Source organism: Azoarcus sp. Soil_N_20, from assembly GCF_057656155.1.
In genome coordinates this window covers 57,758-84,610 of the sequence record NZ_JBDGKX010000011.1, presented here as the reverse complement: position 1 = coordinate 84,610, position 26,853 = coordinate 57,758, and the positions used below count along the sequence as shown (strand labels likewise).

Sequence of the window (26,853 nt, the reverse complement as noted above, 5' to 3'; positions counted from 1 at the left end):
CGGCGGTAAGCCTTGCGGAGTATCAGCATAGTATCGCCATCGCGCTCCGGGGGGATGTTTGCGCCCGACGCCGTGCACCCGGTCACGGCGCGGCGCGGCAAGCGCCGGAGGACGGCGTCCGGCCGGGTCGCCTGCGCGCGGGGATGCTCCGACGCGACCGGTTCGGTCTCATTGACTGCAGCCTCCACGAGTGTAGCCCGCACCCGGTGTTTACAGATAAACACATGTTTAATCGTGACTATTTCGTGGAACATCGATGCTATGCCCTAGGCGGGTGCGTTGCAAGGGCGTAGAATCCGGTCCCTTCCCCAAAGGTTTGCCGCGCGGAGCGCACCATGCTCTATCCCACCCGTTTCGATGTCATCGTAGTTGGCGGCGGTCATGCCGGAACCGAAGCCGCGCTTGCGGCCGCGCGCATGGGCGCGCAGACGCTGCTGCTCAGCCACAACATCGAGACCCTGGGGGCGATGAGTTGCAACCCGTCGATCGGCGGCATCGGCAAGGGCCATCTGGTCAAGGAAGTCGATGCGCTCGGCGGTGCGATGGCCGCCGCCACCGACGAGGGCGGCATCCAGTTCCGTATCCTCAACGCGTCCAAGGGCCCGGCGGTGCGCGCCACCCGCGCCCAGGCCGACCGCGTGCTGTACAAGGCGGCGATCCGCAGGCGGCTGGAGAACCAGCCCAATCTGTGGCTGTTCCAGCAGGCGGTGGACGACCTCACCGTGGTCGGCGACCGGGTCACCGGCGTCGTGACCCAGATCGGGTTGCGTTTCGAGGCGCCCGCGGTGGTGCTGACCGCCGGCACCTTCCTCAATGGCCTGATCCACGTCGGCATGCAGCACTATTCTGCCGGACGTGCGGGCGACCCGCCGGCGATCTCGCTCGGCCAGCGTCTGAAGGAACTCACGCTGCCGCAGGGCCGGCTCAAGACTGGTACCCCGCCGCGGCTCGATGCGCGCACCATCGACTTCTCGGTGATGACCGTGCAGCCCGGCGACGATCCGGTGCCGGTGTTCAGTTTCCTCGGTTCGGCCAGCCAGCACCCGGCGCAACTGCCGTGCTGGATGACCAGCACCAATACCCGCACCCACGACGTGATCCGTGCCAATCTCGATCGCTCACCGATGTATTCCGGCGTGATCGAGGGCGTGGGGCCGCGCTATTGCCCGTCGATCGAGGACAAGATCCACCGCTTCGCCGACAAGGACAGCCACAACATCTTCCTCGAGCCGGAAGGGCTGACCACCCACGAGATCTATCCGAACGGAATTTCCACCTCGCTGCCTTTCGACGTGCAGCTGCAGATCGTGCACAGCATTCGCGGCCTGGAGAACGCCCACATCCTGCGCCCCGGCTACGCCATCGAATACGACTACTTCGACCCGCGCAACCTGAAGTCCTCGCTGGAAACGAAGTCGATCGGCGGGCTGTTCTTCGCCGGCCAGATCAACGGCACCACCGGCTACGAGGAAGCCGCCGCGCAGGGCCTGCTCGCCGGCGCCAACGCCGCGCTGCAGGTGCAGGGGCGCGAGCCCTGGTGTCCGCGCCGCGACGAGGCCTACCTCGGTGTGCTGGTCGACGACCTGATCACCCGTGGCGTGTCCGAGCCCTACCGCATGTTCACCTCGCGTGCCGAATACCGCCTGCAGCTGCGCGAGGACAACGCCGACCTGCGCCTGACCGCGAAGGGACGCGAGCTCGGGCTGGTGGACGACCAGCGCTGGGCGGCGTTCTGTGCCAAGCGCGAGGCGATCGAGCGCGAGACCGGGCGCTTGAAGGCCGCGTGGGCGCGGCCGGAAGCGATCCCGGTCGAAGATCAGGAGCGCGTGCTCGGCAAGCCGCTGGAGCGCGAATACCGCTATTTCGAGCTGCTCCGTCGGCCCGAGGCGAGCTACGCAGCGCTGATGAGCCTGCCGGGCGCACCGGACATGCCGGAAGCCGATCCGCAGGTGGTCGAGCAACTCGAGATCGCGGCCAAGTACCAGGGCTATATCGATCGCCAGCAGGATGAAGTGGCGCGCCAGTTGCTGGCCGAATCCACCGCACTGCCGCCCGATCTCGACTATACCGAGGTGCGCGGCCTGTCCAAGGAAGTGCAGCAGCGCCTAAACCAGCACAAACCCGAAACCATCGGCCAGGCCGGGCGCATCCAGGGCATCACCCCGGCGGCGATCTCGCTGCTGCTGGTGTGGCTCAAGCGCCGTGACCTGGCGGCGCGGGCGGGCGCGGAGCGGCGGACGGCATGAGTGGTGCGCTGGCTTCCCATGCCGGTCGGCTCGCGGACGGCATCGCCGCGCTCGGCCTCGCGCTGCCGCAGGAAACGGTCGACCGCCTGCTCGCCTTCGGCGAGTTGCTGCTGAAGTGGAACCGGGTCTACAACCTGACCGCGATCCGCAATCCGCAGGAAGTCATCACCCATCACCTGCTCGATTCGCTGGCGGTGCTGCCGTGGGTGGACGAGCTGGACACGCTCGCCGACATCGGTTCGGGCGGCGGCCTGCCGGGGATTCCGCTGGCGATCGTGCGCAGCGGGCTGGTGGTGACGTCGGTGGAAACGGTCAACAAGAAGGCGAGCTTTCAGCAGCAGGCCAAGATCGAGCTCGGCCTGGGCAATTTCAGCGTGATCAATGCGCGGGTCGAACAGGTCCAGCCCGAGCGCCTGCCTGGCGGCGCGGCCGACGGCGTGATCTCGCGCGCTTTCTCCAGTCTCGCCGATTTCACCCGCCTGGCGGGCCATCTGGTGGCCGAGGGTGGCGCGTTGTATGCGATGAAGGGCGTACACCCGGCCGACGAGCTGGCTGCACTGCCGCCGGGCTGGGTACTGAGCGCAGTCCATCTGCTCGCGGTACCGGGGCTGGATGCCGAACGCCATCTGCTGGTGATCCGGCGCGGATAGGCCGGGCATGCGAATGAAATTGATCGCGGCCCGCGTGCTGCGCCGCCGCATTGAACTACACTTCCGGACGTGCGCGCCCCGCGTGCGTCCCGCAACCGGAATCCTCTGACCACGACCATGGCTCGTATCTTCTGTGTGGCCAACCAGAAAGGCGGGGTGGGCAAGACCACCACCTGCGTCAATCTCGCCGCTGCCCTGCACCAGGCCGGCCAGCGCACCCTGCTCGTCGACCTCGATCCGCAGGGCAATGCAACCATGGGCAGCGGGGTCGAAAAGCGCGGTCTCACGCAGTCGGTGTATCACCTGCTGGTGGGCCTGGCCGGGCTGGCCGAGGTGCGGCTCACGTCGTCCACTGGCGGCTATGACATCCTGCCGGCGAACCGCGATCTGGCCGGGGCCGAGATCGAGCTGGTCAACCTCGACAACCGCGAGAAGCGCCTGCGCACGGCGCTCAAGGCCTTCGACGCGGACTACGACTTCGTCCTGATCGATTGCCCGCCGTCGCTGTCGCTGCTCACCCTCAACGGCCTGTGCGCCTCGCACGGCGTGATCATCCCGATGCAGTGCGAGTACTACGCGCTGGAGGGGCTGTCCGACCTGGTCAGTTCGATCAAGAAGGTGCACGCCAACCTCAATCGCGAGCTCAAGATCATCGGCCTGCTGCGGGTGATGTTCGATCCGCGGGTCACCTTGCAGCAGCAGGTTTCGGCCCAGCTCGAGAGCCATTTCGGCGACAAGGTGTTCCGCGCCATCGTGCCGCGCAACGTGCGCCTCGCCGAGGCCCCCAGCCACGGCATGCCCGGCGTGGTGTTCGACAAGTCGGCCAAGGGCGCGCAGGCTTACATGGCCTTCGCCGCCGAGATGATCGAGCGGGTCAAGACCCTGTGATGTCCGTCATGACCCGGAGTGCCCCCTTGTTCCTCCTGCCGGAATCCCGTTCCGGTGCCACCGAACCGAAGACGGACGCATGAGCCCACCCAAACTCAAAGGACTCGGCCGCGGCCTGGACGCGCTGCTGGCTGCCAACCGCGACGACGATGCCGACAAGGGCGCGTTGCAGATGCTGTCTGCCGAGGCGCTGCAGCCCGGAAAATACCAGCCGCGCACGCGCATGGACCCGGGCTCGCTCGAGGAGCTGGCGGCCTCGATCAAGGCCCAGGGCGTGATGCAGCCCATCCTGGTGCGCCTGGTCGGCGACGACGAGTACGAGATCATCGCCGGCGAGCGGCGCTGGCGCGCGGCGCAGATCGCCGGGCTCGACGAGGTGCCGTGCCTGGTGCGCGAGATCCCCGACGAAGCTGCGCTGGCGATGTCGCTGATCGAGAACATCCAGCGCGAAGACCTCAATCCGCTCGAGGAGGCGGGCGGCATCCAGCGTCTGATCGACGAGTTCGCGATGACCCACCAGCAGGCCGCCGATGCGGTCGGCCGTTCGCGCCCGGCAGCCTCCAACCTGCTGCGCCTGCTCAACCTTGCGCGTCCGGTGCAGGAGTTGCTGATGGCCGGCGACATCGACATGGGCCATGCCCGCGCGCTGCTGCCGCTCGACGGCGCGAGCCAGATCCAGCTCGCCAACCTGGTGGCGGCGAAGCAGTTGTCGGTGCGCGACACCGAGCGCCTGGTGCAGCACACCCTGAATCCGCGGCAGAAAAAGGCGGCGCTCCCGCCCGACCGCGACATCGTCCGGCTCGAAGAGGAAATCGCCGATGCGATCGGCGCCACGGTGAAGATCAAGGCCAACAAGAAGGGCGCCGGCGAGGTCACGATCCGCTTCGGCAGCCTCGACCAGCTCGACGGTCTGCTCGGTCGTCTGCGCTGAAGGTGGCGGGCCGGCGCCTTTGGACGCCGGCCGTTGCCGATCCGGCAGCGCGCAGTGCTCGCTGAAACCCCGGCTACGCCCCCCGTGAAGGGGGAGGGACGAGGCGCCGACTGACTTCATGCCTTTAATTTCCAGGTCAATAACTCGCTTTGCCGGCCGGAACCGGCCCGTCGTCGATGCGCTTTGGCGGTAGCGGCGAAAAATAGCCCACGGTCAGCAACAGCAGGCCGGCGCCGATGAACGACACGATGCGCGCGAGCGCCCCGCTTGCCGCCATATCCACCACGAACAGCTTGAGCACCACCGCGCCCATCAGGCCGGCACCGGCGAGCCACATCATGCGGCTGGCGCGGCGGCCGGCGAGCAGCATCAGGCCGAGGCCGAGCACCGCCCAGCACAGTGACAAGGTCGCCTGGGTGGTGTCGGCGGCGAGCAGGTCGGACAGCGCCCAGGGGATGCCGGTCGCATGATGGACGGCGCGCAGCAACGCACCGTTGAAGGCGATGAAGGCCACCATGGCGAGCGCCGCCTGCAGGCGGACGAGGGGCCCGGTCGCCCGTTCCAGCGCGTCGCCAGCGCGTTGCAGCCACCACGTGATCGCGCCCAGCGCCAGCACCAGGGCGAGGTCGAGCGGGTTGAGCAGGGGCAGGTAGCGGAACGGGGCCGGATCGCCATTGCCCGCCGCCTGCACCCCGACCGACCATAAGGCCAATGCGCCGGCCACCGGGGCCGCGGCCCACAGCAGGTATGCAGCGCGCCACTGCGCGAGCGGCCACGAATCGCTGCGCGCAAGTCGTGCCAGTGCCGCGAGCAGCAGCGCCGGCGGCAGCGCGAACGCGGCCAGCTGCCAGCCGTCGCCGACCGCCAGGCTTGCCACCCGCTGGCCGACCTCCTGTGACAGCGCGAATGCCACCACCCACATCCCGGCAGCATGGGCGAGGGTGAGTGCGGCGCGATCGAACCGGCTGTGGTCGAGCGCCCGCAGGCAGCCGAAGTGCAGCGCCACCCCGAGCGGCCACGCCAGCCCGCCGCCGTGACCCGACGGGGGTACCCCGTAGGCGAAGGTCTGCGCCGCGGCCAGCGCCATGCCGGCCAACGGCAGCAGCCCCGCGCTGTACAGGGCCGGCCATTGCAGGCGCGGTGCCAGCCCGGTTGCCAGCGCTCCGCTCAGCGCGAACAGCAGCAGCACGGCCGCGGGCTGATAGCCGGTGGCGAGGTGGGCGTCGATCTCGGCCCAGGCGCCGCCCAGCCACCACAGCCAGGCCCAGCCGAGCAGCACATGACCGAGCATGGGAAGGCGGGCGCCGCCTTCGGTCTGACGAGGCGCGCACCAGGCGCTGAAGAAGGCCGCGCCGGCAATCAGCACGGTGCCGAGCAGCGCGCTGTTCATCAGCGCCGGGCTGCGCAGGCCCGGATGTTGTGCCAGATCGGCGGCGAACAGCACGGCCGCTCCGGCCTGCAGCAACAGCCCCGCGGCGGCGGCGAGGCGGCGCTGCTGGCGCAGTCCCACCCACCACAGCGCCGCGCCTTCCAGTGCCCATGCGGCGGCGCTCCAGCGGCCGTCGAAGGCGAGCGGCAGGGCCAGGGTGACGAAAGTGATGCCAAGGGCGATGAAGCTCGTCACGAGCAGCGCGAGTGCCGGCTTGCGCAGGCGGTGCAGGATGGCGGCGAGCGCAAGGTAGAACAGCCCGACCGCGGCGGCACTCCACGCCAGCGCATAGGGCATGCCGAACACCAGCGCCGCCTGCAGCCCGAAACCGACCACCGGGACGCCGAACACCAGGGTGCCGTCCACCGGATCGCGCAGTGCCGGCGCCCGTTTCCACGCATAGGCCACCGCGGCGGCGACGTACATCAGGAAGAACAGGATGAGGAAGGGCTCGGTGGTGGCGAAGTGCCATGGATCATAGAACCGCGCCCCCCAGGCCAGACCGATGGCGAAGGTAAACGCGAAGCCGGTGAGGTTGAGGCCGCGCCAGGCCTTGCGCCACGCCAGCACCAGTACCCCTGCATTGAGCACGGCGTAGTAGCCGAACAGCTGGACATGGCTGCCCGCCCCGGTCGACGCGAGGATCGGGGCCGCGAACCCGCCGGCGGTACCGATGATGGCCAGCGCCGGTGCGTTCTGGCGGATGGCGAGCAAGGCGGCGATGCCGACCAGCGCGAGCATCAGCGCGAAGGTGGTGCCCACCGGCAGGATGGCATACAGGCGCAGGGCGGCGAACGCGCTCAGGTACAGCACCGCGATGCCGCCGCCCTGCAGGGTCAGGCCGTAGCCACGCCGGCGCTTGCGCAGGCGCCAGCCGAGCGCGCCGAGCGCCACCCCGAACAGGGCAATGCCCGCCAGCCGGAGTTCGGGTGGCAGCATGGCGTGTTCGACCGCGTAGCGGGCCAGGAAGGCGAGACCGAAGAACAGCACCAGGATCCCGGCGCGGACCAGCGTGTTGCCCCCGAACAGCCAGTCCCGCGCGCGGGTGTAGAAGGCGTCGAGGTCGAAGCTGGCAGCCGTGGCGACGGTCCGGGCAGGACGCGCTCGCGGCGGCGATGCCTCGTTGCGCGCCGGCGCCGCGGTCCGGGCGGGTGCATCGAGATCGCGGATCGCGGCCGGATCCGTCGGCATGGCGGGAAAATCCAGATCGAGCACGAGTTCGGGCTCGGCGCGTCCGGCATCGGTGGCTGCGCGCTGCGCGAACGGTGCGGTCGCGCCGGTCGCGTCGCCTTCGGCCAGGCGTATGGTGAGGGCGGCAAGCTCGCGTTCGAGCGTGGCAATCCGGTTTTCGTGGTGGCTCAGGGTCCGCGTGCGCTCCGTGCGCAGGCTGGCGATCATGCCGCCGAGCACCGCACCGACGACCGCACCGCCCGCCCCCTCCATCAACCCGAGCACCGCGCCGGCCGCGATCCACAAGAACATGCTCACGATGTGTCGTCCTCTGTCATGCGCTCAGCGCCGGTCGCCGCGCAGTGCGGCAACCTGCTGCTGCAGGCGCTCGGGGGTGGCGTCGCTCGCCGCCAGCGGTGCCGCGACGGCGAGCTCGATGTGGCTGAACAGGCCGCGGCGCCACGGACGCGACATCGCCGGCCCGTCCTTGCGCGAGAAGAAACTGCCCCACAGGCCGCGCAGCGCGATCGGCACCACCGGCACCGGCGTACGGTCGACGATGCGGCGGATGCCGGGGCGGAAGGGGTAGAGCTCACCGCTGTCGGTGATCCGGCCTTCGGGAAAGATCGCCACCAGTTCGCCGGCGGCGAGTGCACGGGCGACCTCGTCGAAGGCGCGTTCCATCATCTGCGGGTTCGCCTTCGCCGACGCGATCGGGATCGCGCGCCCCTCGCGGAACACGAACGAGAGCAGCGGGGTCGCGAAGATGCGGTGATCCATCACGAAGCGCACCGGGCGACGGCACGCCGCCATGATCACCAGGGCATCGACGAAGCTGACGTGGTTGCATACCAGCACCGCAGGACCGCTGGCGGGGATGTGTTCGAGGCCGGTCACCCTCAGTCGATACACGCTGTGCACCAGCAGCCAGACCAGAAAGCGCAGCAGGAACTCGGGCACCAGCGTGTAGATGTACGCCGCCACCACCGCATTGAGCACCGCGGTGACGAGGAACAGCTGCGGTACGCTGAAGCCGGCCGCCAGCAGCGCGGCGCCCATGCCGGCGGCAACCACCATGAAGAAGGCGTTGAGGATGTTGTTGCCGGCGATGACGCGCGAGCGGTGGCCGGGTTCGCTGCGGCTCTGGATCAGCGCATACAGCGGTACGATGAAAAAGCCGCCGAAGACACCGATCGCCACCAGATCGGCCAAGACCCGCCAGGTGCCCGGCCGGACCAGCACCTCGCCGAGCGGCAGCGGGGTGCCCGCCACTGCCGGGGTCATCGGACTGCCCCACCACAGGTCGAGGGCGAACAGCGACAGGCCGATCGAACCGAAGGGCACCAGACCCAGCTCCACATGGCCCGCCGACAGCCGCTCGCACAGCAGCGAGCCGATCCCGATGCCGATCGAGAACACCGCCAGCAGCAGGACCACCGCATGCTCGTTGCCGCCGAGCACGTCCTTGGCATAGGCCGGGAACTGCGACAGGAACACCGCGCCGTAAAACCAGAACCACGACACGCCGAGGATGGACAGGAACACCGTGCGGTTGCGGCGGGTGAAGCTGAAGTTGCGCCAGGTTTCGGTGACCGGGTTCCAGTTGATCCGCAGCGTCGGCGAGGCCGCGGGTGCGACCGGAATGCCCCTGCTGGCAAGGTAGCCGAGGGCGGCAAGGAGCGCGACGACCACCGAGACCCAGGTCATGCCGGCGGGCAGGCTGATCAGCACGCCGCCGACCAGGGTGCCGATCAGGATGGCGACAAAGGTACCGGACTCGACCAGCGCATTGCCGCCGACGAGTTCATCCTGGTGCAGCTGTTGCGGCAGGATGGCGTACTTGACCGGGCCGAACAGCGAGGACTGGGCGCCCATCAGGAACAGACAGGTCAGCATCAGCGCGAGCGACTCGACGGCGAACGCAACCCCGGCGAGCAGCATGATGCCGATCTCGAGCAGCTTGGTGAAGCGGATCAGGCGGCTCTTCTCGTACTTGTCGGCGATCTGCCCCGCGGTGGCCGAGAACAGGAAAAAGGGCAGGATGAAGAGACCCGCGCACAGATTCACCAGCACACCGGGCGACATCGCAGTGTAGCGCATGGCCTGGAAGGCAAGCAGCACCACCAGGGCATTCTTGTACACGTTGTCGTTGAAGGCGCCGAGAAACTGGGTCAGGAAGAAGGGCAGGAAGCGGCGTTGCCGCATCAGGGCGAACTGGTGGCTCAAGCAGTCCTCCGCGGATCGGGGCATGGGGTGACAATGCGGGTATCCTACCTGTCGCCACCCGTGCGTGCGAGCACAGATGCATGACCACCCCGGCCGCGGTCGGGACGCCGCCGGCCGGGGTGGTCATCGTTCTTTTCAATGTCTTGATCAGCGTGTCTTATATAAGTCAGAGGACACCGGTTTTTCGAGCTTTTCCGGGCATGACCGTGCCCTGTTGCAATGCATCCATGGTTTGACTTTACTGCGGTTAACCCCTAGTATTGCCGGGATTTTGGCGGTCGCGGGTGTCTGTGATCTGCCAGTGAGGAAAGGATGCACAAGGCCGTTCTGCTGCAATTCGGCGCAACCCTTCTGGCAACGGCCATCGCGGCCGTTTTTTTCGGGCTGCGCGGGGCGGTGTCGGCGGCATCCGGCGGGCTGGCCTGCGTGCTGCCGAGCTGGTTCTTCGCTTGGCGGCTGATGCTGACGACGCGTCGTGAAGGCACCGCAACTGTTACCGCTTTTGTCGCAGGTGAGCTCATCAAGCTCGCCTCGATCGTGGGATTACTGGGGTTGGTAGTGGCCTTGTATCCGGACGTCCATTGGGGCGCCCTGTTGATCGGGCTGATACTGGCGCTGAAAGCGAATTTATTTGCACTTTTGGTAAAGACCTGACCATGGCTGGAAACGCTCCCACTGCATCCGAGTACGTCGTTCATCACCTGACGCACCTCAATAACACCGGTCACGCGCAAGAGAACATCGTCGACTGGAGTGTCATCAACCTCGATTCTATGTTCTATTCGATCTCGATCGGCCTGCTCACCATCTTCATATTGTGGTTAGCCGCGCGCAAGGCCACTTCGGGCGTACCCGGGCGGTTCCAGGGTTTCGTCGAAATGATGGTCGAGATGGTTGCCGATCAGGCGAAGGGCATCATTCATAGCGCCGAGTCGCGCAAGTTCGTCGCCCCGATGGCGCTGACCGTATTCGTCTGGATCTTCCTGATGAACGCGATGGACCTGCTGCCGGTCGATCTGCTTCCGCGCATTTGGGAGGGCGTCTATGCTTCCGGTGGCGGCGATCCGGCGCATGCCTACATGCGGGTGGTGGCGACCGCCGACCTGTCCGCGGCGCTCGGCATGTCCTGCGGCGTGCTGCTGCTGTGCCTTTGGTACAACGTCAAGATCAAGGGCCTGTCGGGCTGGGTGCACGAGCTCTTCACCGCGCCGTTCGGCAGCCATCCACTGCTCTATCCGGTGAACTTCCTGATGCAGGTCATCGAATTCGTCGCCAAGACCGTCTCGCACGGCATGCGACTGTTCGGCAACATGTATGCCGGCGAACTGATCTTCATCCTGATCGCCCTGCTCGGCGGTACCGCCACCATGTTCGGCTTTGTCGGCCATGTCGTGGCCGGCACGATCTGGGCGATCTTCCACATCCTGATCATCACGCTGCAGGCCTTCATCTTCATGATGCTGACCCTGGTGTACATCGGTCAGGCGCACGAAAGTCATTAACGGTTTTTGTCGTACCCACTTTTAAACTCACCGCTATTTTTAACTAAGGAGTCGTCATGGAAAACGTTCTGGGTTTTGTCGCGCTGGCCGCCGGTCTGATCATCGGTCTGGGTGCTATCGGTGCATGTATCGGTATCGGCATCATGGGTTCCAAGTACCTTGAAGCTTCGGCCCGTCAGCCCGAGCTGATGAACGCGCTGCAAACCAAGATGTTCCTGCTGGCCGGTCTGATCGACGCCGCGTTCCTGATCGGTGTCGGTATCGCGATGATGTTCGCTTTCGCCAACCCGTTCCAGCTCTGATCGGTTCGACTTCCTCTCAACATACCTGAGGGCCAAGAACTGTGAATTTGAACGCAACCCTGATAGCCCAGCTCGTTGTGTTCTTCATTCTGGGATGGTTCACGATGAAATTCGTGTGGCCGCCCATCATGAAGGCACTGGACGACCGCGCGCGGAAGATCGCCGACGGGCTGACAGCTGCGGATAAGGCCAAGTCCGATCTGGCGCTTGCCGAGAAGAAGGTCGTCGAGGAACTGCGCAAGGCTCGCGAATCCGCGGGTGATGTGCGCACCTCTGCTGAAAAGCAGGCGAGCCAACTGATCGACGAAGCCCGTACCGAAGCCAACCGCATCGTCGCCCAGGCCCGTGAAGCCGCAGAAGCCGAAGCCGGCGTTGCCGCCCAGCGCGCCAAGGAAGCCTTGCGCGACCAGGTCGCCCATCTGGCTGTTGCCGGTGCAGAGAAGATCCTGCGTCGCGAGATCAACACCCAGGTACACGCCGAATTGCTTGCCAACCTGAAACAGGAACTGCAATAAGTCATGGCCGAGAACGTCACCATCGCGCGTCCCTATGCCGATGCCGCCTTCGAGCTGGCTCGCGGGGCAGGTGCGCTGGGGCCTTGGTCGGTAGCACTGGACCGGCTTGCCTCCGTGGCCGCCGATCCCGACATGCTTGCCTGCATCACCAGCCCGAAACTTTCCGATGACCAGCTTGCGAAGCTGGCGCTGGAGGTGAGCGGTGATCTGTCTGTCGAGCAGCAGAACTTTGTCCGCGTTCTCGTGGATAACGAACGTCTGCAAGTGCTTCCGGAGATCCGTGACCTGTTCGTTGCACTGAAGAACGAACATGAGGGTGTCGTGGAGGCGCAAATCGCCTCTGCCTTCCCGCTCGACGATGCCACCCTGGCCTCGCTGAAAGCCGACCTCGAAGCTCGCTTCAAGACCGTGCTGAACGTGAGCGTCAGTATCGACCCCGAGCTCATCGGGGGGGTCCGCATCGCCATCGGCGACGAAGTCATCGACGCCTCGGTCCGCGGCAAGCTCGCGAACATGGCCGCTGCGCTTAAGAACTAGGAGCATAAATATATGCAACTCAACCCCTCTGAAATCAGTGACCTGATTAAGAGCCGGATCCAGAACCTGCAGCTCGCCGCGACGTCGCGCAACGAGGGTACGGTGGTCTCCGTCACTGACGGCATCACCCGTATTCACGGTCTCACCGACGTCATGCAAGGCGAAATGCTGGAATTCCCCGGCAATACCTTCGGCCTCGCGCTCAACCTCGAGCGTGATTCCGTCGGTGCCGTCGTGCTCGGCGAATACGAGCACATCACCGAAGGCGACACCGTCAAGGCCACCGGCCGCATTCTCGAAGTACCCGTCGGCCCCGAGCTGATCGGTCGCGTCGTGAACGCGCTGGGTCAGCCGATCGACGGCAAGGGCCCGATCAACGCCAAGCTCACCGACAAGATCGAAAAGGTCGCGCCGGGCGTCATCGCCCGTCAGTCCGTTTCGCAGCCGGTGCAGACCGGTCTGAAGTCGGTCGACTCCATGGTGCCGATCGGCCGTGGCCAGCGCGAGCTGATCATCGGCGACCGCCAGACCGGCAAGACCGCCGTTGCGGTTGATGCGATCATCAACCAGAAAGGCCAGAACATGTTCTGCGTCTACGTGGCGATCGGTCAGAAGGCTTCGACCGTGGCCAACGTGGTGCGCGCGCTCGAAGCGCGCGGCGCGATGGAATACACCATCGTGGTCGCCGCCACCGCATCCGAATCCGCCGCCATGCAGTACCTGTCGGCCTACTCCGGTTGCACCATGGGCGAGTATTTCCGTGACCGTGGCATGGACGCGATGATCGTTTATGACGATCTGACCAAGCAGGCATGGGCCTACCGTCAGGTCTCCCTGCTGCTGCGCCGTCCGCCGGGCCGTGAAGCCTATCCGGGCGACGTGTTCTACCTGCACTCCCGCCTGCTCGAGCGTGCCGCGCGTGTCAACGCCGACTACATCGAAAAGCTCACCAACGGTGAAGTCACGGGCAAGACCGGTTCGCTGACCGCGTTGCCGATCATCGAAACCCAGGCGGGCGACGTTTCCGCCTTCGTTCCGACCAACGTGATTTCGATCACCGACGGCCAGATCTTCCTCGAAACCGACCTGTTCAACGCCGGTATCCGTCCCGCGATCAACGCCGGTATCTCGGTGTCCCGCGTCGGTGGTGCAGCGCAGACCAAGGTCATCAAGAAGCTGTCCGGCGGCATCCGTACCGACCTCGCGCAGTACCGCGAGCTCGCCGCCTTCGCCCAGTTCGCGTCCGACCTGGACGATGCCACCCGCAAGCAGCTCGAGCGCGGCCGCCGCGTGACCGAACTGATGAAGCAGCCGCAGTACGCGCCGCTGTCGATTTCCGATCTGGCCATCACCCTGTATGCGGTGAACAACGGCTATTTCGACACCATCGACGTGCCGCGCCTGCTGGCCTTCGAATCCGGTCTGCAGCAGTACGTGAAGAGCACGCATCCTGAGCTCGTGAGCAAGATTGCCGACACCAAGGAACTCGACGCCGAAGGCGAGAAGACCCTTGTTGCCGCAATCACCGAGTTCAAGAAGAGCTGGGCTTAACACCGCGGACGGAGACGGAATATGGCTAGCGGTAAGGAAATCCGAACCAAGATCAAGAGCGTGCAAAACACGCGCAAGATCACCAAGGCCATGGAAATGGTGGCCGCATCCAAAATGCGCAAGGCGCAGGAAAGGATGCGTGGCGCCCGGCCCTACGCCGAAAAGATCCGCCGACTCGCCGCGAACCTGTCTCAGGCCACCGTTTCTGATTACAAGCATCCCTTCCTCGTCCGCAAGGGCGAGGTCAAGCGGGTGGGCTTGATTCTGGTCACGACCGACAAAGGTCTTTGCGGTGGCATGAACACCAACGTCCAGCGCGTAGCGGTGACGGCAATGAAGGAATGGGAAGCTGCCGGCGTGACCGACATCCGTTCCTGCTGCATCGGCAACAAGGGCTTCGGTTTCATGCAACGCATCGGTGGCAAGGTCTTGTCGCACGTTGTTCAGCTGGGTGACACGCCGCATCTCGAAAAACTCATCGGCCCGGTAAAAGTCGTGCTCGATGCGTTCCAGAATGGCGAACTCGACGCGGTTTATCTGGGCTATACCCGCTTCATCAACACGATGAAACAGGAGCCGGTGCTCGAGCAACTGCTGCCGCTGACCGGCGAAAAGCTGGGCACGCCCGACAGTTCGTGGGATTACCTCTACGAGCCCGATCCGCAGGTCGTGATTGACGAGATGCTGGTTCGATACGTCGAAGCACTGGTGTATCAGGCAGTGGCCGAGAACATGGCTTCCGAGCAGAGCGCGCGTATGGTGGCAATGAAGGCTGCTTCCGACAACGCGAAGACCGTGATCGGCGACCTGCAACTGGTCTACAACAAGACCCGCCAGGCCGCGATCACGAAGGAATTGTCGGAAATCGTCGCTGGTGCCGCCGCGGTCTAACGGATTATTGATTTAAGGAAAAACGATGAGTACTGGTACGATCGTTCAGTGCATCGGCGCGGTGGTGGACATTCAGTTCCCCCGCGAGGCGATGCCCAAGATTTACGAGGCCCTCAAGCTCGAAGACGTTGCCAACTCCTTTGCCGAAGCCAATCTGACCTTCGAGGTTCAGCAGCAGCTCGGTGACGGCGTGGTGCGTACGATTGCGATGGGTTCTTCCGATGGCCTGCGCCGCGGCATGAAAGTGGCCGCCACCGGCGCCGGCATTTCGGTGCCGGTCGGTCATGGCACCCTGGGCCGGATCATGGATGTGCTCGGTCGCCCGATCGACGACGCCGGCCCGATCGAGAGCGACGAACTGCGCCCGATCCACGCCAAGGCCCCGAAGTTCGACGAACTGTCGCCTTCGACCGACCTGCTCGAGACCGGGATCAAGGTTATCGATCTGGTATGCCCGTTCGCCAAGGGCGGCAAGGTCGGCCTGTTCGGCGGCGCCGGCGTGGGCAAGACGGTCAACATGATGGAACTCATCAACAACATCGCCAAGCAGCACTCGGGCCTGTCGGTGTTTGCCGGGGTGGGTGAGCGTACTCGCGAGGGTAACGACTTCTACCACGAGATGAAGGATTCCAACGTGCTGGACAAGGTTGCGATGGTGTTCGGTCAGATGAACGAACCCCCGGGCAACCGTCTCCGTGTGGCGCTGTCCGGTCTGACCATGGCCGAGCGTTTCCGTGATGAAGGCCGTGACATCCTGTTCTTCGTCGATAACATCTACCGCTACACCCTGGCCGGTACCGAAGTGTCCGCACTGCTCGGTCGTATGCCTTCCGCGGTGGGTTACCAGCCGACGCTGGCCGAGGAAATGGGTCGCCTGCAGGAGCGCATCACCTCCACCAAGGTCGGTTCGATCACCTCCATCCAGGCCGTGTATGTGCCTGCGGATGACTTGACCGACCCGTCTCCGGCAACGACCTTCCTCCACCTCGACTCCACCGTCGTGCTGTCGCGTGACATCGCCGCCCTGGGTATCTACCCGGCCGTCGATCCGCTCGACTCCACCAGCCGCCAGCTCGATCCGCTGGTCGTTGGCGAAGAGCACTACAACGTGGCCCGTCAGGTGCAGCAGACCCTGCAGAAGTACAAGGAACTGCGCGACATCATCGCGATTCTGGGTATGGACGAACTGTCGCCCGACGACAAGCTCGCCGTCGCCCGTGCGCGCAAGATCCAGCGTTTCCTGTCGCAGCCCTTCCACGTTGCCGAAGTGTTTACCGGTTCGCCGGGCAAGTACGTGACGCTCAAGGACACCATCGCCGGCTTCAAGGCGATCGTCACCGGCGAATACGATCACCTGCCGGAACAGGCTTTCTACATGGTCGGCAACATCGAAGAGGCCGTGGAAAAGGCGAAGAAGCTGCAGTAATACGCTCCACCCGCGCGGCGGCTTGCCGTTGCGCGGTTTTGAAGAGGACATACCATGGCTATGACGGTTCACGTGGACATCGTCAGTGCGGAAGAACAGATCTTCTCCGGGCTGGCGGAGTTCGTCGCGCTGCCTGGCGAGGCGGGTGAACTCGGCATCCTGCCCGGACACATGCCGCTGATGACCCGGATCAAACCGGGTGCGGTGCGGGTGAAGGTTCCGAATCAGGCGGAAGAAGAGCTGATTTTCGTGGCTGGCGGGATTCTGGAAGTGCAGCCCGGGCTGGTGACGGTGCTGGCCGATACCGCGATTCGCGGCCGGGATCTCGACGAAGCGAAGGCGCTGGATGCAAAGAGGAAGGCAGAAGAAGCGCTGTCCAATCAGAGCGGCCAACTCGACTACGCCAAGGCCCAGGCCGAACTGGCCGAGGCGATCGCCCAGATCGCCGCGATCCAGAAGCTGCGCAGACGTTCGTAAGGTTCATCGTGCCGCGGCTCATGCGGCGCGGGTGAAAAGGAAAAGGCAGCCGCGAGGCTGCCTTTTTCAATTCGGTTGGCGGGCCTTGGCGGCGCTCAGTTCGGCGTTGACCGCCCGAGCCGGTCGACGCGCTTCTCCAGGCGGGCGACCGCGTCGCGCAATGCGCTGACGTCGTCGCTGAAGCCCGTCACCATCGGATGGGTGGTCAGTACCGCCTGTTCCTCGGTCAGATATTCGACCACGTTGCCGGTGACGCTGGACACCATACGCTGACGCGCCTGCTCGAGGGCCGCGCCGGTACTCACCAGCCGGTGGGCGGCGATGTCGCCTACCACCCGCGACAGATCCTCCTCCAGATCCCAGCGCAGATGGCGGAACACGAATCCGAGTGCGTCGGCGAACTCGGCATTGCCGGCTATCCTGACGCGAGACATCAGGGCTTCGATGCCGCCGCCGAGCGCCCGTGGCGTTTCACTCAAGGGCAGCGTCAGGCTCACGTCGGGCTCATCCGTGCTGCTGCATGCCGCCAGGCGGCCGTCGGACGAGATCGAGAAGTCGATCGATAGCGGTGCGAGCTCAAGCCGCGCCCGCTTGCCGGCGTGGGGAAGCAGACGCGTCCGTGCCCACCCGGCCTGGGCGAGAAGATGATTGGTCGCGGAAAGGAACAAGCTGTCGATCATGTAAAAGCGGGGGCCGCAGCCCCCGTCAAGTTCCAGTGTCAGTTCTGCTGGATGCCGGCGATACGCCAGCCGGCGTCGCCGGTGAGCGGCTTGGTCAGATGCCAGATTTCATCGAAGGGTGCCGGCGCGGCACCCTCTTCCTCGCGCAACAGACCGTTGAAGTGCACGCTGACGATGTAGCGGTCCGCCTCTTCGACGACGTCGAACACCTCGGCGTTGAGCTCGATCACGTCGGTGCGTTGCGCGGCAGCGCCGCGTTCGCTGATCTGCATGCTGATCTCGGCATAGACCTCGGGTGTGGTGAACTCGCGGATGTCATCGAGGTTGGCCGTGTCGTTGGCCGCCTGCAGGCGGATGAAGTTGAGCTTGGCCTGGCGGGCAAAGCCGGCGGCATCGAAGCCGTCGGCAATTGCCGCGGCGACCGACGCGCTGGTTCCCGCACTGGAACCGGCGGCAGCGGGCGTGAACCCCGGATTGCCAGCCGCCACGCTGCCCGTATCCGCACCGGCGCCGGCGTATTGCATGGCGCGCGGGGCCGTCTGCGCATTGCCCCGGCGGAACAGGAGCTTGAACAGGATGACGGCACCGACCACCAGGAGCGCAAGCATCATGAAGGACGCGAGTTCCTCGCCCATGCCCAGGTGGGAGAACAGCGCGGCAAGACCCAGACCTGCGGCAAGGCCGGCGAGCGGTCCCATCCACGAGCGCTTGGGTTGCGCCGCCGTCCCGGCCGCGGGGGTCGTGTTCTGCGGGCGCGACAGGTTCTGCTGCGGTGCGGTGGCCGGCGGGGTGACGTTGCGCTTCATGCCGAAGCTGCTGCCACCGCCCAGGCGCTTGGCCTCGACTTCGGGCACGGCTACGCCGAAGGCGAAGAGGGTGACGATCAGGGTGAGAAAAAGCTGCTTCATTGTTCTTGAGTCTCCAGTGATCAAAGCTTGTAGCCACGGTGCAGTGCAACAACGCCCGCACTCAGGTTGAAGTAATCGACACGGCCGAGGCCGGATTGTTCCATCAGGGCCTTCAGTTCTTCCTGGCCGGGGTGCATCCGGATCGATTCGGCAAGATATCGGTAGCTCTCGGCATCGTTCGCAACCTTGCCTCCCATCCACGGCAGGAGCTTGAACGAGTAGAGATCATAGACCGGCGCCAGCGGCTTCCACACCTTGGAGAACTCCAGCACCAGCAGCCGACCGCCGGGACGCAGCACGCGCCGCATCTCGGCCAGGGCAGCGTCCTTGTGCGTCATGTTGCGCAGTCCGAAGGCCACCGTCACGCAGTCGAACCAGTCGTCGGGGAAGGGCAGCTTCTCGGCGTTGCACTGCGCGACCGGCAGGGTGAAGCCCTTGTCGATCACGCGGTCGCGGCCGCGCGACAGCATCGCATGGTTGATGTCGGTCAGCCAGACCTGGCCGCGCGCGCCGACCTTGCGTGCGAAGGCGAGCGAGAGATCGGCGGTGCCCCCGGCAACGTCGAGCACGCGGTCGCCCTCGCGTACACCGGAGATCTGGATGGTGAATGCCTTCCATAGCCGGTGCAGGCCGAAGGACATCAGGTCGTTCATTACGTCGTATTTCTGCGCCACCGAGGAGAACACCTCGGCGACCTTCTTCTGTTTGAGCTCTTCGGCAACGGTCTGGAAGCCGAAGTGAGTGGTCTTGTCGTTCATGGCAATGTCAGTGATGGTGACCGCAACCGCCCTTGGGTGCCGGCGGCGGGACGAGGGCGGGGTCGCGGGTCCCGCCTTGTTGCTCGATGCGCTCGAGATAGTCCTGCCACATCTCGACCTGGTTGCGGCCGAGCAGGTAGAGGTAATCCCACGAGTAGAGCCCGCTGTCGTGGCCGTCGGAGAAGGTCGGCTTGATCGCATAATTGCCGACCGGCTCCAGATTCACGATCTCCACGCCGCGCTTGCCCTGCTGCAGGGTTTCCTGCCCGGCGCCGTGGCCGCGGACCTCGGCCGAGGGCGAGTATACGCGCAGGAACTCGAAGGGCAGCTCGAAGCGGCTGTCGTCGTCGAACGCGATCTCCAGCATCCGCGACTTGCGGTGCAGGGTGATGCCGGTGGGCAGCGGGGTGTCCTTGTCGAGTCCGGCCATGGCTGGTGCCTCAATGTAGGGGATTTCAATCATACCCGATTCGTCGCCGGCCCAAGGCGCGGGCCGTGCGAGGGGCGAGGCCGGCGGCGCGCGAGTCGGCCCGGCCCGAGCGCAGGGCGGTGGCAGACGTGGATCGGAAGGGGGAGGGGTGCGCGGCGCAGCGGAACAGGGATTCGATCGGGCGCCGGCGGGGTGAAAAAGGGCGGGGACGCTTCCAGGGAAGGGCGGGCAAGAGGAGAGGGTGAGGATTTGCCGTCCCGGACGTTGCGCGCGTCCCCGCGAAAAGCTTGGCGCAGGCTCAGCCCGGGAGCGCGGCCATCAGGGCCGGGGCGACGCCGAACGCCGCTGCGGTCCGCGCCCGGACATCGTCGATCGAGGTGTCCGGCGCGAGGTCCACCAAGGTCAGACCGTCGGCGCCGACCTCGAATACACACAGGTCGGTGATGATCAGGTCGACCACCTTTGTGCCGGTCAGCGGCAAGGTGCATTCGGTGACGATTTTCGGTTCGTTGCGCGCGGTGTGTTCCATGATCACCACCACGCGCGGGACGCCCGCAACCAGGTCCATCGCACCGCCGATGCCCTTGACCATCCTGCCGGGCACGGCCCAGTTCGCCAGGTCGCCCTTCTCCGACACCTGCAGGGCGCCGAGCATCGACAGCTGGATGTGACCGCCGCGTATCATCGCGAACGAGGTCGCGCTGTCGAAGAAGCTCGTGGTCGGCAAGGTCGTGATGGTCTGCTTGCCGGCATTGATCAGGTCGGCGTCCTCCGCGCCGTCGACCGGGAACGGCCCCATGCCGAGCATGCCGTTCTCGCTCTGCAGCTGGATCGACATGCCCTTGGGGACGTAGTTCGCCACCAGCGTGGGGATACCGATCCCGAGGTTTACGTAATAGCCGTCACGCAGCTCGGCGGCGGCACGGGCGGCCATCTGTTCTCGACTCCAGGGCATGGTCTACTCCTCGAAAGCGGGGGTGCGCGGGCGCACGGTACGTTGCTCGATGTGTTTCACGACGCGTTCCGGCACCACCAGCCGATGGACGAAGATCCCCGGGGTCACGATATGGTCGGGATCGAACTCGCCCTGGCCCACAAGTTCCTCCACCTCGGCGACGGTGACGGTCGCGGCGGTGGCCATCAACGGGTTGAAGTTGCGCGCCGTCATCCGGTACTGCAGGTTGCCCTCGGGGTCGCTGCGCCAGGCGTGCACCAGGGCAAGGTCGGCGCGCAGGCCCCGTTCCAGCAGATAGCGTTCGCCGTCGAACTCGGCGACCGGCTTGCCCTCGGCGACCACGGTACCGACCCCGGTACGGGTGTAGAAGGCCGCGATGCCGGCGCCGCCGGCGCGGATGCGTTCGGCCAGGGTGCCCTGCGGATTGAACTCCACCTCCACTTCGCCTGCGAGGTACTGGCGCGCGAACGAGGCGTTCTCGCCGGCATAGGAACAGATCAGCTTGCGGACCTGGCCGGCCTCGAACAGCTTGCCCAGCCCATGGCCATCGGCCCCGGGGTTGTTGGAGATGATCGTGAGCTCGCGCACGCCCGAGTCCATGACGGTATCGATCAGCGCGGCCGGGATGCCGCACAGGCCGAAGCCGCCGGACATGATCGTCATCCCGTCATGCAGCAGATCCGCGAGTGCAGCGTGGGGTTTCTGGTAGAGCTTGTTCAGGGACACCCGTCTTTCTCCTGTTGATCGTGAGCCGGACCGCCGGGCCTGCGCCGAGGGCAGCCCGGCGATCCGGCGGCAAGGGGTTGGCGTTGTATTGCCCTCGGCATTTCAGCAAGAGCAGTGCCAGCCTCCCCCCGATGGGTCGCAAACCCTTACCGAACGGCGTGTCGGCGGGATCCGGGGATATGCCGGACGTGTCCGCGGCGTCCCAAGAGCGGACGGCGGCGGACGGCGGGCGTCCGAATATCGGGCAAGCGGGTCGGATGCGCCGGTCGCGGTCGATGCGACAACGGCGCCCGGTCGTCGCGCCCGGCCGCTGCGGCCGCGGTCCGGTGCGCGCGGGCGGTCCGGATGCGTCGATCGGCATGATCCTTGCCACCCGGATCCGCTCGGGCACGGCGGCCATTGCGGTCGTCGTGCGGGACTGGATCCTTGCAAGGAGATGCGAATGTGGATTGGCCGACGGCGCCTGGCGAACTGCCTGGCGGATTTTGCCGAATCGATGCGGCGGGGCGAGCCGGCGAAGCTGAAGCTCGGCCCCGGCGGGCTTGCGACCGCTTGTGGCCGCGTCAATGACGCGGTGGACGAAATCGTCGAACGCGTGCACCACGCCCAACGGGAAGCCGGCGCGGCACGCCAGTCCGCCGCTGCGCTGGGCGAGCGGTTGCGGTGCGTGGAGGCCGAGGTCGACAGCTTGCGGACCCGTTTCGAACTGGTCCGCCAGGCAACGAGCGACGGCTTGTGGGACATGGTCGTGGGCGACCGTCCCCCGACCATGGACCACGAGATCTGGTGGTCCGACCAGTTCCGCCGCCTGCTCGGCTTCGATCGCGCGGCGGAGTTTCCCGACGTCCTCGAGAGCTGGGCGAGCCGGCTGCATCCGCACGATCGTGAGCGCGCGTTGGCTGCCTTTGCGGCCCATCTCGACGACCGCTCGGGCTCCACGCCGTATGACGTCCGCTATCGGCTGGCGTGCCGGGATGGCAGCTACCGCTGGTTCCGGGCGCGCGGTGAGACGATCCGCGATGCCGACGGCAAACCCTTGCGGGTGGCGGGGTCGATGTCCGACATCACCGACGAGCTGGTCCGCGGCAAGGCGCTCGACACCGCCGTGGTGCGCTTCGAACTGGCGCTCGAGATGTTGAGCGACGGGCTGTGGGACATGGAGGTCGTGGCCGGCGACCCGGTGAATGCCCATAACGCGATCTGGTGGTCGCAGCAGCTGCGCCGCCTGCTCGGTTTCGAGGACGCCGAGGACTTTCCCGACCTGCTCGAGAGCTGGGCCAACTGCCTCCACCCCGAGGACAAGGGGCGCGTGGTCGAGGCCTTCACCCGTCATCTCACCGACCGCAGCGGGGCGACGCGCTACGACGTCGAGTCGCGCCTGCGCTGCAAGAACGGCGAGTATCGCTGGTTCCGTGCCAAGGGGCAGACCCGCCGTGGCGCGGACGGCACGCCGCTGCGGGTGGTCGGGGCGCTGACCGACATCCACGCGAGCAAGCTCGAGGAAGCGCTGCGGCACCAGGAAATGCGCTATCGCCGCCAGCTCGAGGAGCACCTCGACAAGGTCGCCGAGATCATGCAGACGATCAAGGACATCGCCAACCAGACCAATCTCCTCGCCCTCAATGCGGCGATCGAAGCCGCGCGCGCAGGCGAGACCGGACGCGGTTTCGCGGTGGTCGCCGACGAGGTGCGCCGACTCGCCGAGCGCACCCGCGAGGCCACCGAGTACGTCGCGAGGATGGCGCCGGCCGACGCCTGAACCCGGACCGCGCAGGCGCTGCCATGGCCGCGTCGGTGTGGTCCGGCGCGCGCAGTCCGGGTGTCCGATAGCGGGACGGTTGTCCGAAGGATATCCGGACGCGGAGGTTCTCCTTGCTGCTACGCAGCATTCGGTTCGTGTCAGGAAAACCACTATTAAACAATCGCTTGAATGCGTTCTTCGGGTTGGCATCCAAGTTGCTGACGGCTTGTATCGTCCCCTGTGCCGTACGGCCTGGCCGGGGGCGAATCGAACGGCGGGTTCATCCGCCGCAATCAGGGGCAGAGGCTGGAGACGGGAGTGGGAGTCGCAATGGTGAATGGAGCGAACAAGCCGGCAGGTCGGATACGGGCGGACGGTGCGCCGACGACGGTGACCGGGCGCGTCGGGCAGGACTGCGGAACAGCGGGTGGCCGTCATGCTTAGGGCGATCAATCGACTCGGCAGGGGCGTCCGCGCGCTGGTCGCGGTGGTGACCTCGGTGGCACCGATGCTGATCATCGGCGGCCTTTTGTATGCGGCCTTCTTCGTCAAGGCGGAGCCGATGGTCGGCAATCTTCGCGAGCGCCCGATCGAGCGCCGCGACGCCTTCTACGGGATCGCGGTGCCACGGCCGGACGTGGTGTGGGGCGCCGGCTCCTACGGCAAGGTCGTACGCAGCGAGGACCGCGGCCGCTCGTGGGCGGTCCAGCCCACGCCGGGAGACGCGCACCTGCAGGCGATCTCGGCCTGGGATGCGGAGCGTGCGGTGGCGGTGGGCAACCACGGGATCGTGATCGTGACCGCCGATGGCGGCGCGACCTGGCGCGAGGTCGAGGTGCCGCGTTCCGAAGTGGCGAACAAGCTGGTGCAGGTCAGGACCTACCCCGATGGTGTGGCCTGGGCGGTCGGCGAAGTGGGCGCAGTGTTGCGCACCCGCGACTACGGGGCGACCTGGCAGCGCGTACTGGCGGAGAAGGACCAGGCCTGGAACGACATCTTCTTCGTCGGCGCCGACGGATGGATGGTCGGCGAGTTCGGCCAGATGATGCGGACCCGCGATGGCGGCGACACCTGGCAGCAGATCGACAGTCCGCTCGAATCCAGCCTGATGTCGGTGCACTTTCGCGATGCGGCCAACGGGGTGGCGGTCGGCCTGGCCGGCGGCGTGCTGACGACGGCCGATGGCGGTGCCAGCTGGACGGAGGCGGCCCGCGTCACCCGCGAGCATCTCAATTGCGTGATCTGGGATGGCGGCCGCTGGGTCGCCGTGGGCGACAAGGGGGTCCGCGTCACCGGTGGCGCGGACGGCCGCGGCTGGAAGGGCGAGCGCATCTCGGAGCAGGACCTTTCGTGGCGGACCCAGATCGCACGCGCCGGTGACGGCTTCGTGCTGGCGGGCGCCAATCTCGCCCTGCTCGACAACGACCAGCTCCACATCATCGGACGCGACTGAACGGCAACCCGCCTGCGCGCAAACATCGGGAAAAGGAATTCGCAATGAAGAACGCAACATTCAGGACGCTCGGCCGCGTCATTGACTTGCTGTTGCGACATCGGGCGATCGTGGTCGCCGCGATCGCGGCGGCGACCTGCGCCATGGGCTATCTGGCGGCGCAGATCGAGATCAAGACCGTATTCAGCGATCTGTTGCCCAGGGACCATCCCTATGTCGAGGTGAACAACAAGTTCAAGCAGACCTTCGGCGGCTCCAACATGGTCAGCATCATGCTCGAGGTGGAGCAGGGCGACGTCTTCGACATGGCCGTGCTCGGGAAGGTCAGGAAGATCACCCAGGACCTGCAGAAGGTCGAAGGGGTCGATACCTACCAGATCGCCTCGCTCGCCTCCAAGAAGATGAAGGAGGTGCGCGCCTCGACCGAGGGCATCGAGTCGCGGCCGCTGATGTGGCCCAACCTGCCGCGCGACCAGGGCGAGATCACCGTGCTGCGCGAGGCGGTGCTCAACAATCCGCTGGTGTATGGCCCCTATGTGTCGATCGACATGAAGGCCACCCTGATCACCGCGGATTTCACCGACGGGACGGTCAACTATCTCAAGGCCTATCGCCAGATCGAAGCGATCGCCGACCAGGCCAGGGGCGACGGCGTGCTGGTGCGGGTGGTCGGCGAGCCGATCCTGTACGGCCTGGTGAACCACTACCTGACCGAAACCCTGTACATCTTCCTCGTCACCGTCGGTGCGCTGGTCCTGCTGCTGCTGCTGATCACCCGCACCTGGCACGGTACCCTGCTGCCGCTGACGACCGGCGCGGTGAGCGCGGTGTGGGCGCTCGGTGCGGCCAAGCTGATGGGCTTCCACCTCGATCCGCTGGTCATCGTGGTCGCCTTCCTGATCACCGCGCAGGCCATTTCCAACTCGGTGCAGCTGGTCTCGCGCTTCGACGACGAGATCGCCGCCGGCGCACCGAGCGCCCAGGCCGCCGCCAAGGCGAGCCTCTCCAACCTGTTCAAGCCGGGCATGCTGGCGATCGTCGCCGACGCCGGCTGCGTGCTGGTGGTGGCGCTGACGCCGATCCCGATGCTGGAGAAGATCTCCTACATCGGCACGGTGTGGATCCTGTCGATCATGTTCAGCGCCATGGTGCTCACCCCGGTGCTGCTGTCGTGGTGCGGGCTGAAGAAGCGCTACGCCCATCCGGTGGACATCATGCCGGCGCTGCGCTGGATCCTCAGCCTGTGCGCGGCCCTGGTGACCTCGCGCTTCCGCTACGCGCTGATCGGCGGTGCTGCGGTGCTGTTCGTGGTGTCCGGCCTGTATGCGTTCAACCTCAAGGTCGGCGATGCCAACCCGGGGTCGCCGATCCTGTGGCCGGATTCGACTTACAACCAGGATGCGGCCGCGATCAACGACAAGTTCCAGGGCTCCGACCGCATGTTCGTCGTCGTCGGCGGCAAGCACGAGGGCGCGCTCAAGGAGCCGGCGGTGCTGGAGAGCATGGAGCGCTTCCAGAAGTATATGGAGGCCCAGCCCGAGGTCGGCGGCAGCATCTCGCTCGCCGACATCCTGCCGGCGGTCAAGCGCGTGGTGCGCGAAGGCAATGCGCGCTACCAGGAGCTCGGCAACAGCGCCAACGAGAACGGCGAGCTGGTCTATATGTTCGTGTCCGGCGCCGATCCGGGCGACATGGACCGCTTCGCCGATCCGCAGGCGCTCAACGGTGCGGTGACCCTGTTCTTCCGCGACCACCAGGGCGAGACCATCCGCACCGCGATCGCGCGGGTCAAGGAATACGTCGCCAACAATCCGATGGCCGACGCCGAGTTCCTGCTCGCCGGCGGCCTGGTCGGGGTGCTCGCGGCGGTCAATGAGGTGATCTTCGCCGGCCAGATCGAGGCCATCGCCTTCGCGCTGCTGGTGCTGGTGGTGTGCTGCATGTTCACCTACCGCTCGTCGGTTGCCGGCATCTTCTTCATGGTGCCGGTGCTGCTGTCGAACACCCTGACCTTCAGCTACATGGCATGGAAGGGGATCGGCATGAACATCAACACCCTGCCGGTGGTCGCGCTCGGCATCGGACTCGGGGTCGATTACTCGTTCTACATCATCGACGGCATACGCGAGGAACTGCACCACCACCGCGACGTCGGGCGCGCCATCGCACGCTCGATCGCCACCGCCGGCAAGGGGGTGCTGATCACCGCGCTGACCCTGGTCACCAGCGTGGTGTTGTGGAGCTTCTCGTCGCTGCGTCTGCAGGCCGACATGGGCGTGCTGATCGCAATCTGGCTGTTCATCTCGGCGTGTTCGGCGCTGTTCCTGATGCCGGCCATGGTCTATGTGTTCCGTCCTGAATTCATCATCGGATCCAAACGTCATCCGGTCGAGCGGGCCCTCGCGGCCGAACCCGTTCCCGCCTCTTGACCCGTGCGCCACGGATGGCGGCCCCGGCGGCG

23 protein-coding genes and 2 pseudogenes are annotated in these 26,853 nt (G+C 66.0%); 17 read left to right on the top strand and 8 right to left on the bottom strand.

Going from position 1 to position 26,853, the window contains the following annotated elements; genetic code table 11:
* The first annotated feature begins 335 nt into the window (after positions 1–335).
* From mnmG to AC3A35_RS20010, 4 genes are all read left to right on the top strand, one after another.
* Complete coding sequence (gene mnmG / locus AC3A35_RS20025; RefSeq protein ID WP_487438062.1) at positions 336–2,246, top strand: tRNA uridine-5-carboxymethylaminomethyl(34) synthesis enzyme MnmG; 1,911 nt, start codon at positions 336–338, stop codon at positions 2,244–2,246.
* The gene (gene rsmG / locus AC3A35_RS20020) at positions 2,243–2,896 is read left to right on the top strand and encodes a 16S rRNA (guanine(527)-N(7))-methyltransferase RsmG (RefSeq protein ID WP_487438061.1); all 654 of its coding nucleotides are present in this window, start codon (positions 2,243–2,245) and stop codon (positions 2,894–2,896) included. The genes mnmG and rsmG overlap by 4 nt, the downstream gene beginning before the upstream one ends.
* A gap of 117 nt (positions 2,897–3,013) precedes the next feature.
* Positions 3,014–3,784: a ParA family protein gene (locus AC3A35_RS20015; protein WP_487438059.1), complete on the top strand. Its 771-nt coding sequence runs from the start codon at positions 3,014–3,016 to the stop codon at positions 3,782–3,784.
* A gap of 79 nt (positions 3,785–3,863) precedes the next feature.
* Positions 3,864–4,715 carry a ParB/RepB/Spo0J family partition protein gene (locus AC3A35_RS20010; RefSeq protein WP_487438058.1) on the top strand — a complete coding sequence of 284 codons (852 nt, stop codon included), beginning with the start codon at positions 3,864–3,866 and terminating at the stop codon, positions 4,713–4,715.
* Between the two features lie 136 nt (positions 4,716–4,851).
* Here AC3A35_RS20010 and AC3A35_RS20005 read toward each other — a convergent pair whose 3' ends face one another.
* Positions 4,852–7,626 (bottom strand): DUF2339 domain-containing protein, encoded by a 2,775-nt coding sequence (locus AC3A35_RS20005; protein ID WP_487438162.1) that lies wholly within the window; start codon positions 7,624–7,626, stop codon positions 4,852–4,854.
* A gap of 30 nt (positions 7,627–7,656) precedes the next feature.
* The gene (locus AC3A35_RS20000) at positions 7,657–9,540 is read right to left on the bottom strand and encodes an MFS transporter (RefSeq protein WP_487438057.1); all 1,884 of its coding nucleotides are present in this window, start codon (positions 9,538–9,540) and stop codon (positions 7,657–7,659) included.
* 312 nt (positions 9,541–9,852) lie between these two features.
* Between AC3A35_RS20000 and AC3A35_RS19995 the strand changes: the two genes are divergently transcribed.
* Genes AC3A35_RS19995 through AC3A35_RS19955 form a run of 9 tightly spaced genes read left to right on the top strand, consistent with a single transcriptional unit; the run spans position 9,853 to position 16,741 of the window.
* Positions 9,853–10,194, top strand: coding sequence for an ATP synthase subunit I (locus AC3A35_RS19995; RefSeq protein ID WP_487438056.1), 342 nt, complete (start codon positions 9,853–9,855; stop codon positions 10,192–10,194).
* A gap of 2 nt (positions 10,195–10,196) precedes the next feature.
* Positions 10,197–11,042 carry a F0F1 ATP synthase subunit A gene (gene atpB, locus AC3A35_RS19990; RefSeq protein ID WP_487438055.1) on the top strand — a complete coding sequence of 282 codons (846 nt, stop codon included), beginning with the start codon at positions 10,197–10,199 and terminating at the stop codon, positions 11,040–11,042.
* Between the two features lie 56 nt (positions 11,043–11,098).
* A complete protein-coding gene (gene atpE / locus AC3A35_RS19985) occupies positions 11,099–11,344 on the top strand; it encodes a F0F1 ATP synthase subunit C (protein WP_002925444.1) in 246 nt (81 codons plus the stop codon).
* 41 nt (positions 11,345–11,385) lie between these two features.
* The gene (locus AC3A35_RS19980) at positions 11,386–11,859 is read left to right on the top strand and encodes a F0F1 ATP synthase subunit B (protein WP_487438054.1); all 474 of its coding nucleotides are present in this window, start codon (positions 11,386–11,388) and stop codon (positions 11,857–11,859) included.
* A 3-nt stretch (positions 11,860–11,862) separates the two neighbouring features.
* Positions 11,863–12,396: a F0F1 ATP synthase subunit delta gene (locus tag AC3A35_RS19975; protein ID WP_487438053.1), complete on the top strand. Its 534-nt coding sequence runs from the start codon at positions 11,863–11,865 to the stop codon at positions 12,394–12,396.
* A gap of 12 nt (positions 12,397–12,408) precedes the next feature.
* Positions 12,409–13,947 carry a F0F1 ATP synthase subunit alpha gene (gene atpA / locus AC3A35_RS19970; RefSeq protein WP_487438052.1) on the top strand — a complete coding sequence of 513 codons (1,539 nt, stop codon included), beginning with the start codon at positions 12,409–12,411 and terminating at the stop codon, positions 13,945–13,947.
* A 21-nt stretch (positions 13,948–13,968) separates the two neighbouring features.
* Positions 13,969–14,838 carry a F0F1 ATP synthase subunit gamma gene (gene atpG, locus AC3A35_RS19965; RefSeq protein ID WP_487438050.1) on the top strand — a complete coding sequence of 290 codons (870 nt, stop codon included), beginning with the start codon at positions 13,969–13,971 and terminating at the stop codon, positions 14,836–14,838.
* 25 nt (positions 14,839–14,863) lie between these two features.
* Positions 14,864–16,264 carry a F0F1 ATP synthase subunit beta gene (gene atpD, locus AC3A35_RS19960; RefSeq protein WP_487438049.1) on the top strand — a complete coding sequence of 467 codons (1,401 nt, stop codon included), beginning with the start codon at positions 14,864–14,866 and terminating at the stop codon, positions 16,262–16,264.
* A 54-nt stretch (positions 16,265–16,318) separates the two neighbouring features.
* Positions 16,319–16,741: a F0F1 ATP synthase subunit epsilon gene (locus tag AC3A35_RS19955; protein ID WP_487438048.1), complete on the top strand. Its 423-nt coding sequence runs from the start codon at positions 16,319–16,321 to the stop codon at positions 16,739–16,741.
* Positions 16,742–16,836: 95 nt separating this feature from the next.
* On the opposite strand, the gene AC3A35_RS19950 is transcribed toward AC3A35_RS19955, so the two are convergent.
* The 6 genes from AC3A35_RS19950 to AC3A35_RS19925 form a co-directional block, all read right to left on the bottom strand.
* Positions 16,837–17,421, bottom strand: coding sequence for a ubiquinone biosynthesis accessory factor UbiJ (locus tag AC3A35_RS19950; protein WP_487438047.1), 585 nt, complete (start codon positions 17,419–17,421; stop codon positions 16,837–16,839).
* A gap of 38 nt (positions 17,422–17,459) precedes the next feature.
* Positions 17,460–18,329: a Tim44 domain-containing protein gene (locus AC3A35_RS19945; protein WP_487438046.1), complete on the bottom strand. Its 870-nt coding sequence runs from the start codon at positions 18,327–18,329 to the stop codon at positions 17,460–17,462.
* A 20-nt stretch (positions 18,330–18,349) separates the two neighbouring features.
* A complete protein-coding gene (gene ubiE, locus AC3A35_RS19940) occupies positions 18,350–19,087 on the bottom strand; it encodes a bifunctional demethylmenaquinone methyltransferase/2-methoxy-6-polyprenyl-1,4-benzoquinol methylase UbiE (protein WP_487438044.1) in 738 nt (245 codons plus the stop codon).
* A gap of 7 nt (positions 19,088–19,094) precedes the next feature.
* Complete coding sequence (locus AC3A35_RS19935; RefSeq protein ID WP_487438161.1) at positions 19,095–19,517, bottom strand: gamma-butyrobetaine hydroxylase family protein; 423 nt, start codon at positions 19,515–19,517, stop codon at positions 19,095–19,097.
* A gap of 298 nt (positions 19,518–19,815) precedes the next feature.
* Positions 19,816–20,472 carry a 3-oxoacid CoA-transferase subunit B gene (locus AC3A35_RS19930; RefSeq protein ID WP_487438042.1) on the bottom strand — a complete coding sequence of 219 codons (657 nt, stop codon included), beginning with the start codon at positions 20,470–20,472 and terminating at the stop codon, positions 19,816–19,818.
* 3 nt (positions 20,473–20,475) lie between these two features.
* The gene (locus AC3A35_RS19925; protein ID WP_487438040.1) at positions 20,476–21,198 is read right to left on the bottom strand and encodes a CoA transferase subunit A; all 723 of its coding nucleotides are present in this window, start codon (positions 21,196–21,198) and stop codon (positions 20,476–20,478) included.
* Between the two features lie 436 nt (positions 21,199–21,634).
* Between AC3A35_RS19925 and AC3A35_RS19920 the strand changes: the two are divergent.
* The 4 genes and pseudogenes from AC3A35_RS19920 to AC3A35_RS19905 all read left to right on the top strand — a co-directional run.
* Positions 21,635–22,690: pseudogene (locus AC3A35_RS19920) on the top strand (PAS domain-containing protein); the annotation flags it as partial.
* A pseudogene (locus tag AC3A35_RS19915) lies at positions 22,670–22,939 on the top strand (methyl-accepting chemotaxis protein); the annotation flags it as partial. The pseudogenes AC3A35_RS19920 and AC3A35_RS19915, both read left to right, overlap by 21 nt.
* A gap of 436 nt (positions 22,940–23,375) precedes the next feature.
* Positions 23,376–24,392 carry a WD40/YVTN/BNR-like repeat-containing protein gene (locus AC3A35_RS19910; protein WP_487438159.1) on the top strand — a complete coding sequence of 339 codons (1,017 nt, stop codon included), beginning with the start codon at positions 23,376–23,378 and terminating at the stop codon, positions 24,390–24,392.
* Between the two features lie 44 nt (positions 24,393–24,436).
* Positions 24,437–26,821 (top strand): efflux RND transporter permease subunit, encoded by a 2,385-nt coding sequence (locus AC3A35_RS19905; protein ID WP_487438038.1) that lies wholly within the window; start codon positions 24,437–24,439, stop codon positions 26,819–26,821.
* Positions 26,822–26,853 lie beyond the last annotated feature (32 nt).

Excerpts from the sequence above, each read along its gene's own strand:
- mnmG (WP_487438062.1), top strand. The coding sequence starts at position 336 with ATGCTCTATCCCACCCGTTTCGATGTCATCGTAGTTGGCGGCGGTCAT.
- rsmG (WP_487438061.1), top strand. The coding sequence starts at position 2,243 with ATGAGTGGTGCGCTGGCTTCCCATGCCGGTCGGCTCGCGGACGGCATC.
- AC3A35_RS20015 (WP_487438059.1), top strand. The coding sequence starts at position 3,014 with ATGGCTCGTATCTTCTGTGTGGCCAACCAGAAAGGCGGGGTGGGCAAG.
- AC3A35_RS20010 (WP_487438058.1), top strand. The coding sequence starts at position 3,864 with ATGAGCCCACCCAAACTCAAAGGACTCGGCCGCGGCCTGGACGCGCTG.
- AC3A35_RS20005 (WP_487438162.1), bottom strand. The coding sequence starts at position 7,626 with ATGTTCTTGTGGATCGCGGCCGGCGCGGTGCTCGGGTTGATGGAGGGG.
- AC3A35_RS19995 (WP_487438056.1), top strand. The coding sequence starts at position 9,853 with ATGCACAAGGCCGTTCTGCTGCAATTCGGCGCAACCCTTCTGGCAACG.
- atpB (WP_487438055.1), top strand. The coding sequence starts at position 10,197 with ATGGCTGGAAACGCTCCCACTGCATCCGAGTACGTCGTTCATCACCTG.
- atpE (WP_002925444.1), top strand. The coding sequence starts at position 11,099 with ATGGAAAACGTTCTGGGTTTTGTCGCGCTGGCCGCCGGTCTGATCATC.
- AC3A35_RS19975 (WP_487438053.1), top strand. The coding sequence starts at position 11,863 with ATGGCCGAGAACGTCACCATCGCGCGTCCCTATGCCGATGCCGCCTTC.
- atpA (WP_487438052.1), top strand. The coding sequence starts at position 12,409 with ATGCAACTCAACCCCTCTGAAATCAGTGACCTGATTAAGAGCCGGATC.
- atpG (WP_487438050.1), top strand. The coding sequence starts at position 13,969 with ATGGCTAGCGGTAAGGAAATCCGAACCAAGATCAAGAGCGTGCAAAAC.
- atpD (WP_487438049.1), top strand. The coding sequence starts at position 14,864 with ATGAGTACTGGTACGATCGTTCAGTGCATCGGCGCGGTGGTGGACATT.
- AC3A35_RS19955 (WP_487438048.1), top strand. The coding sequence starts at position 16,319 with ATGGCTATGACGGTTCACGTGGACATCGTCAGTGCGGAAGAACAGATC.
- AC3A35_RS19950 (WP_487438047.1), bottom strand. The coding sequence starts at position 17,421 with ATGATCGACAGCTTGTTCCTTTCCGCGACCAATCATCTTCTCGCCCAG.
- AC3A35_RS19945 (WP_487438046.1), bottom strand. The coding sequence starts at position 18,329 with ATGAAGCAGCTTTTTCTCACCCTGATCGTCACCCTCTTCGCCTTCGGC.
- ubiE (WP_487438044.1), bottom strand. The coding sequence starts at position 19,087 with ATGAACGACAAGACCACTCACTTCGGCTTCCAGACCGTTGCCGAAGAG.
- AC3A35_RS19935 (WP_487438161.1), bottom strand. The coding sequence starts at position 19,517 with ATGGCCGGACTCGACAAGGACACCCCGCTGCCCACCGGCATCACCCTG.
- AC3A35_RS19930 (WP_487438042.1), bottom strand. The coding sequence starts at position 20,472 with ATGCCCTGGAGTCGAGAACAGATGGCCGCCCGTGCCGCCGCCGAGCTG.
- AC3A35_RS19910 (WP_487438159.1), top strand. The coding sequence starts at position 23,376 with ATGCTTAGGGCGATCAATCGACTCGGCAGGGGCGTCCGCGCGCTGGTC.
- AC3A35_RS19905 (WP_487438038.1), top strand. The coding sequence starts at position 24,437 with ATGAAGAACGCAACATTCAGGACGCTCGGCCGCGTCATTGACTTGCTG.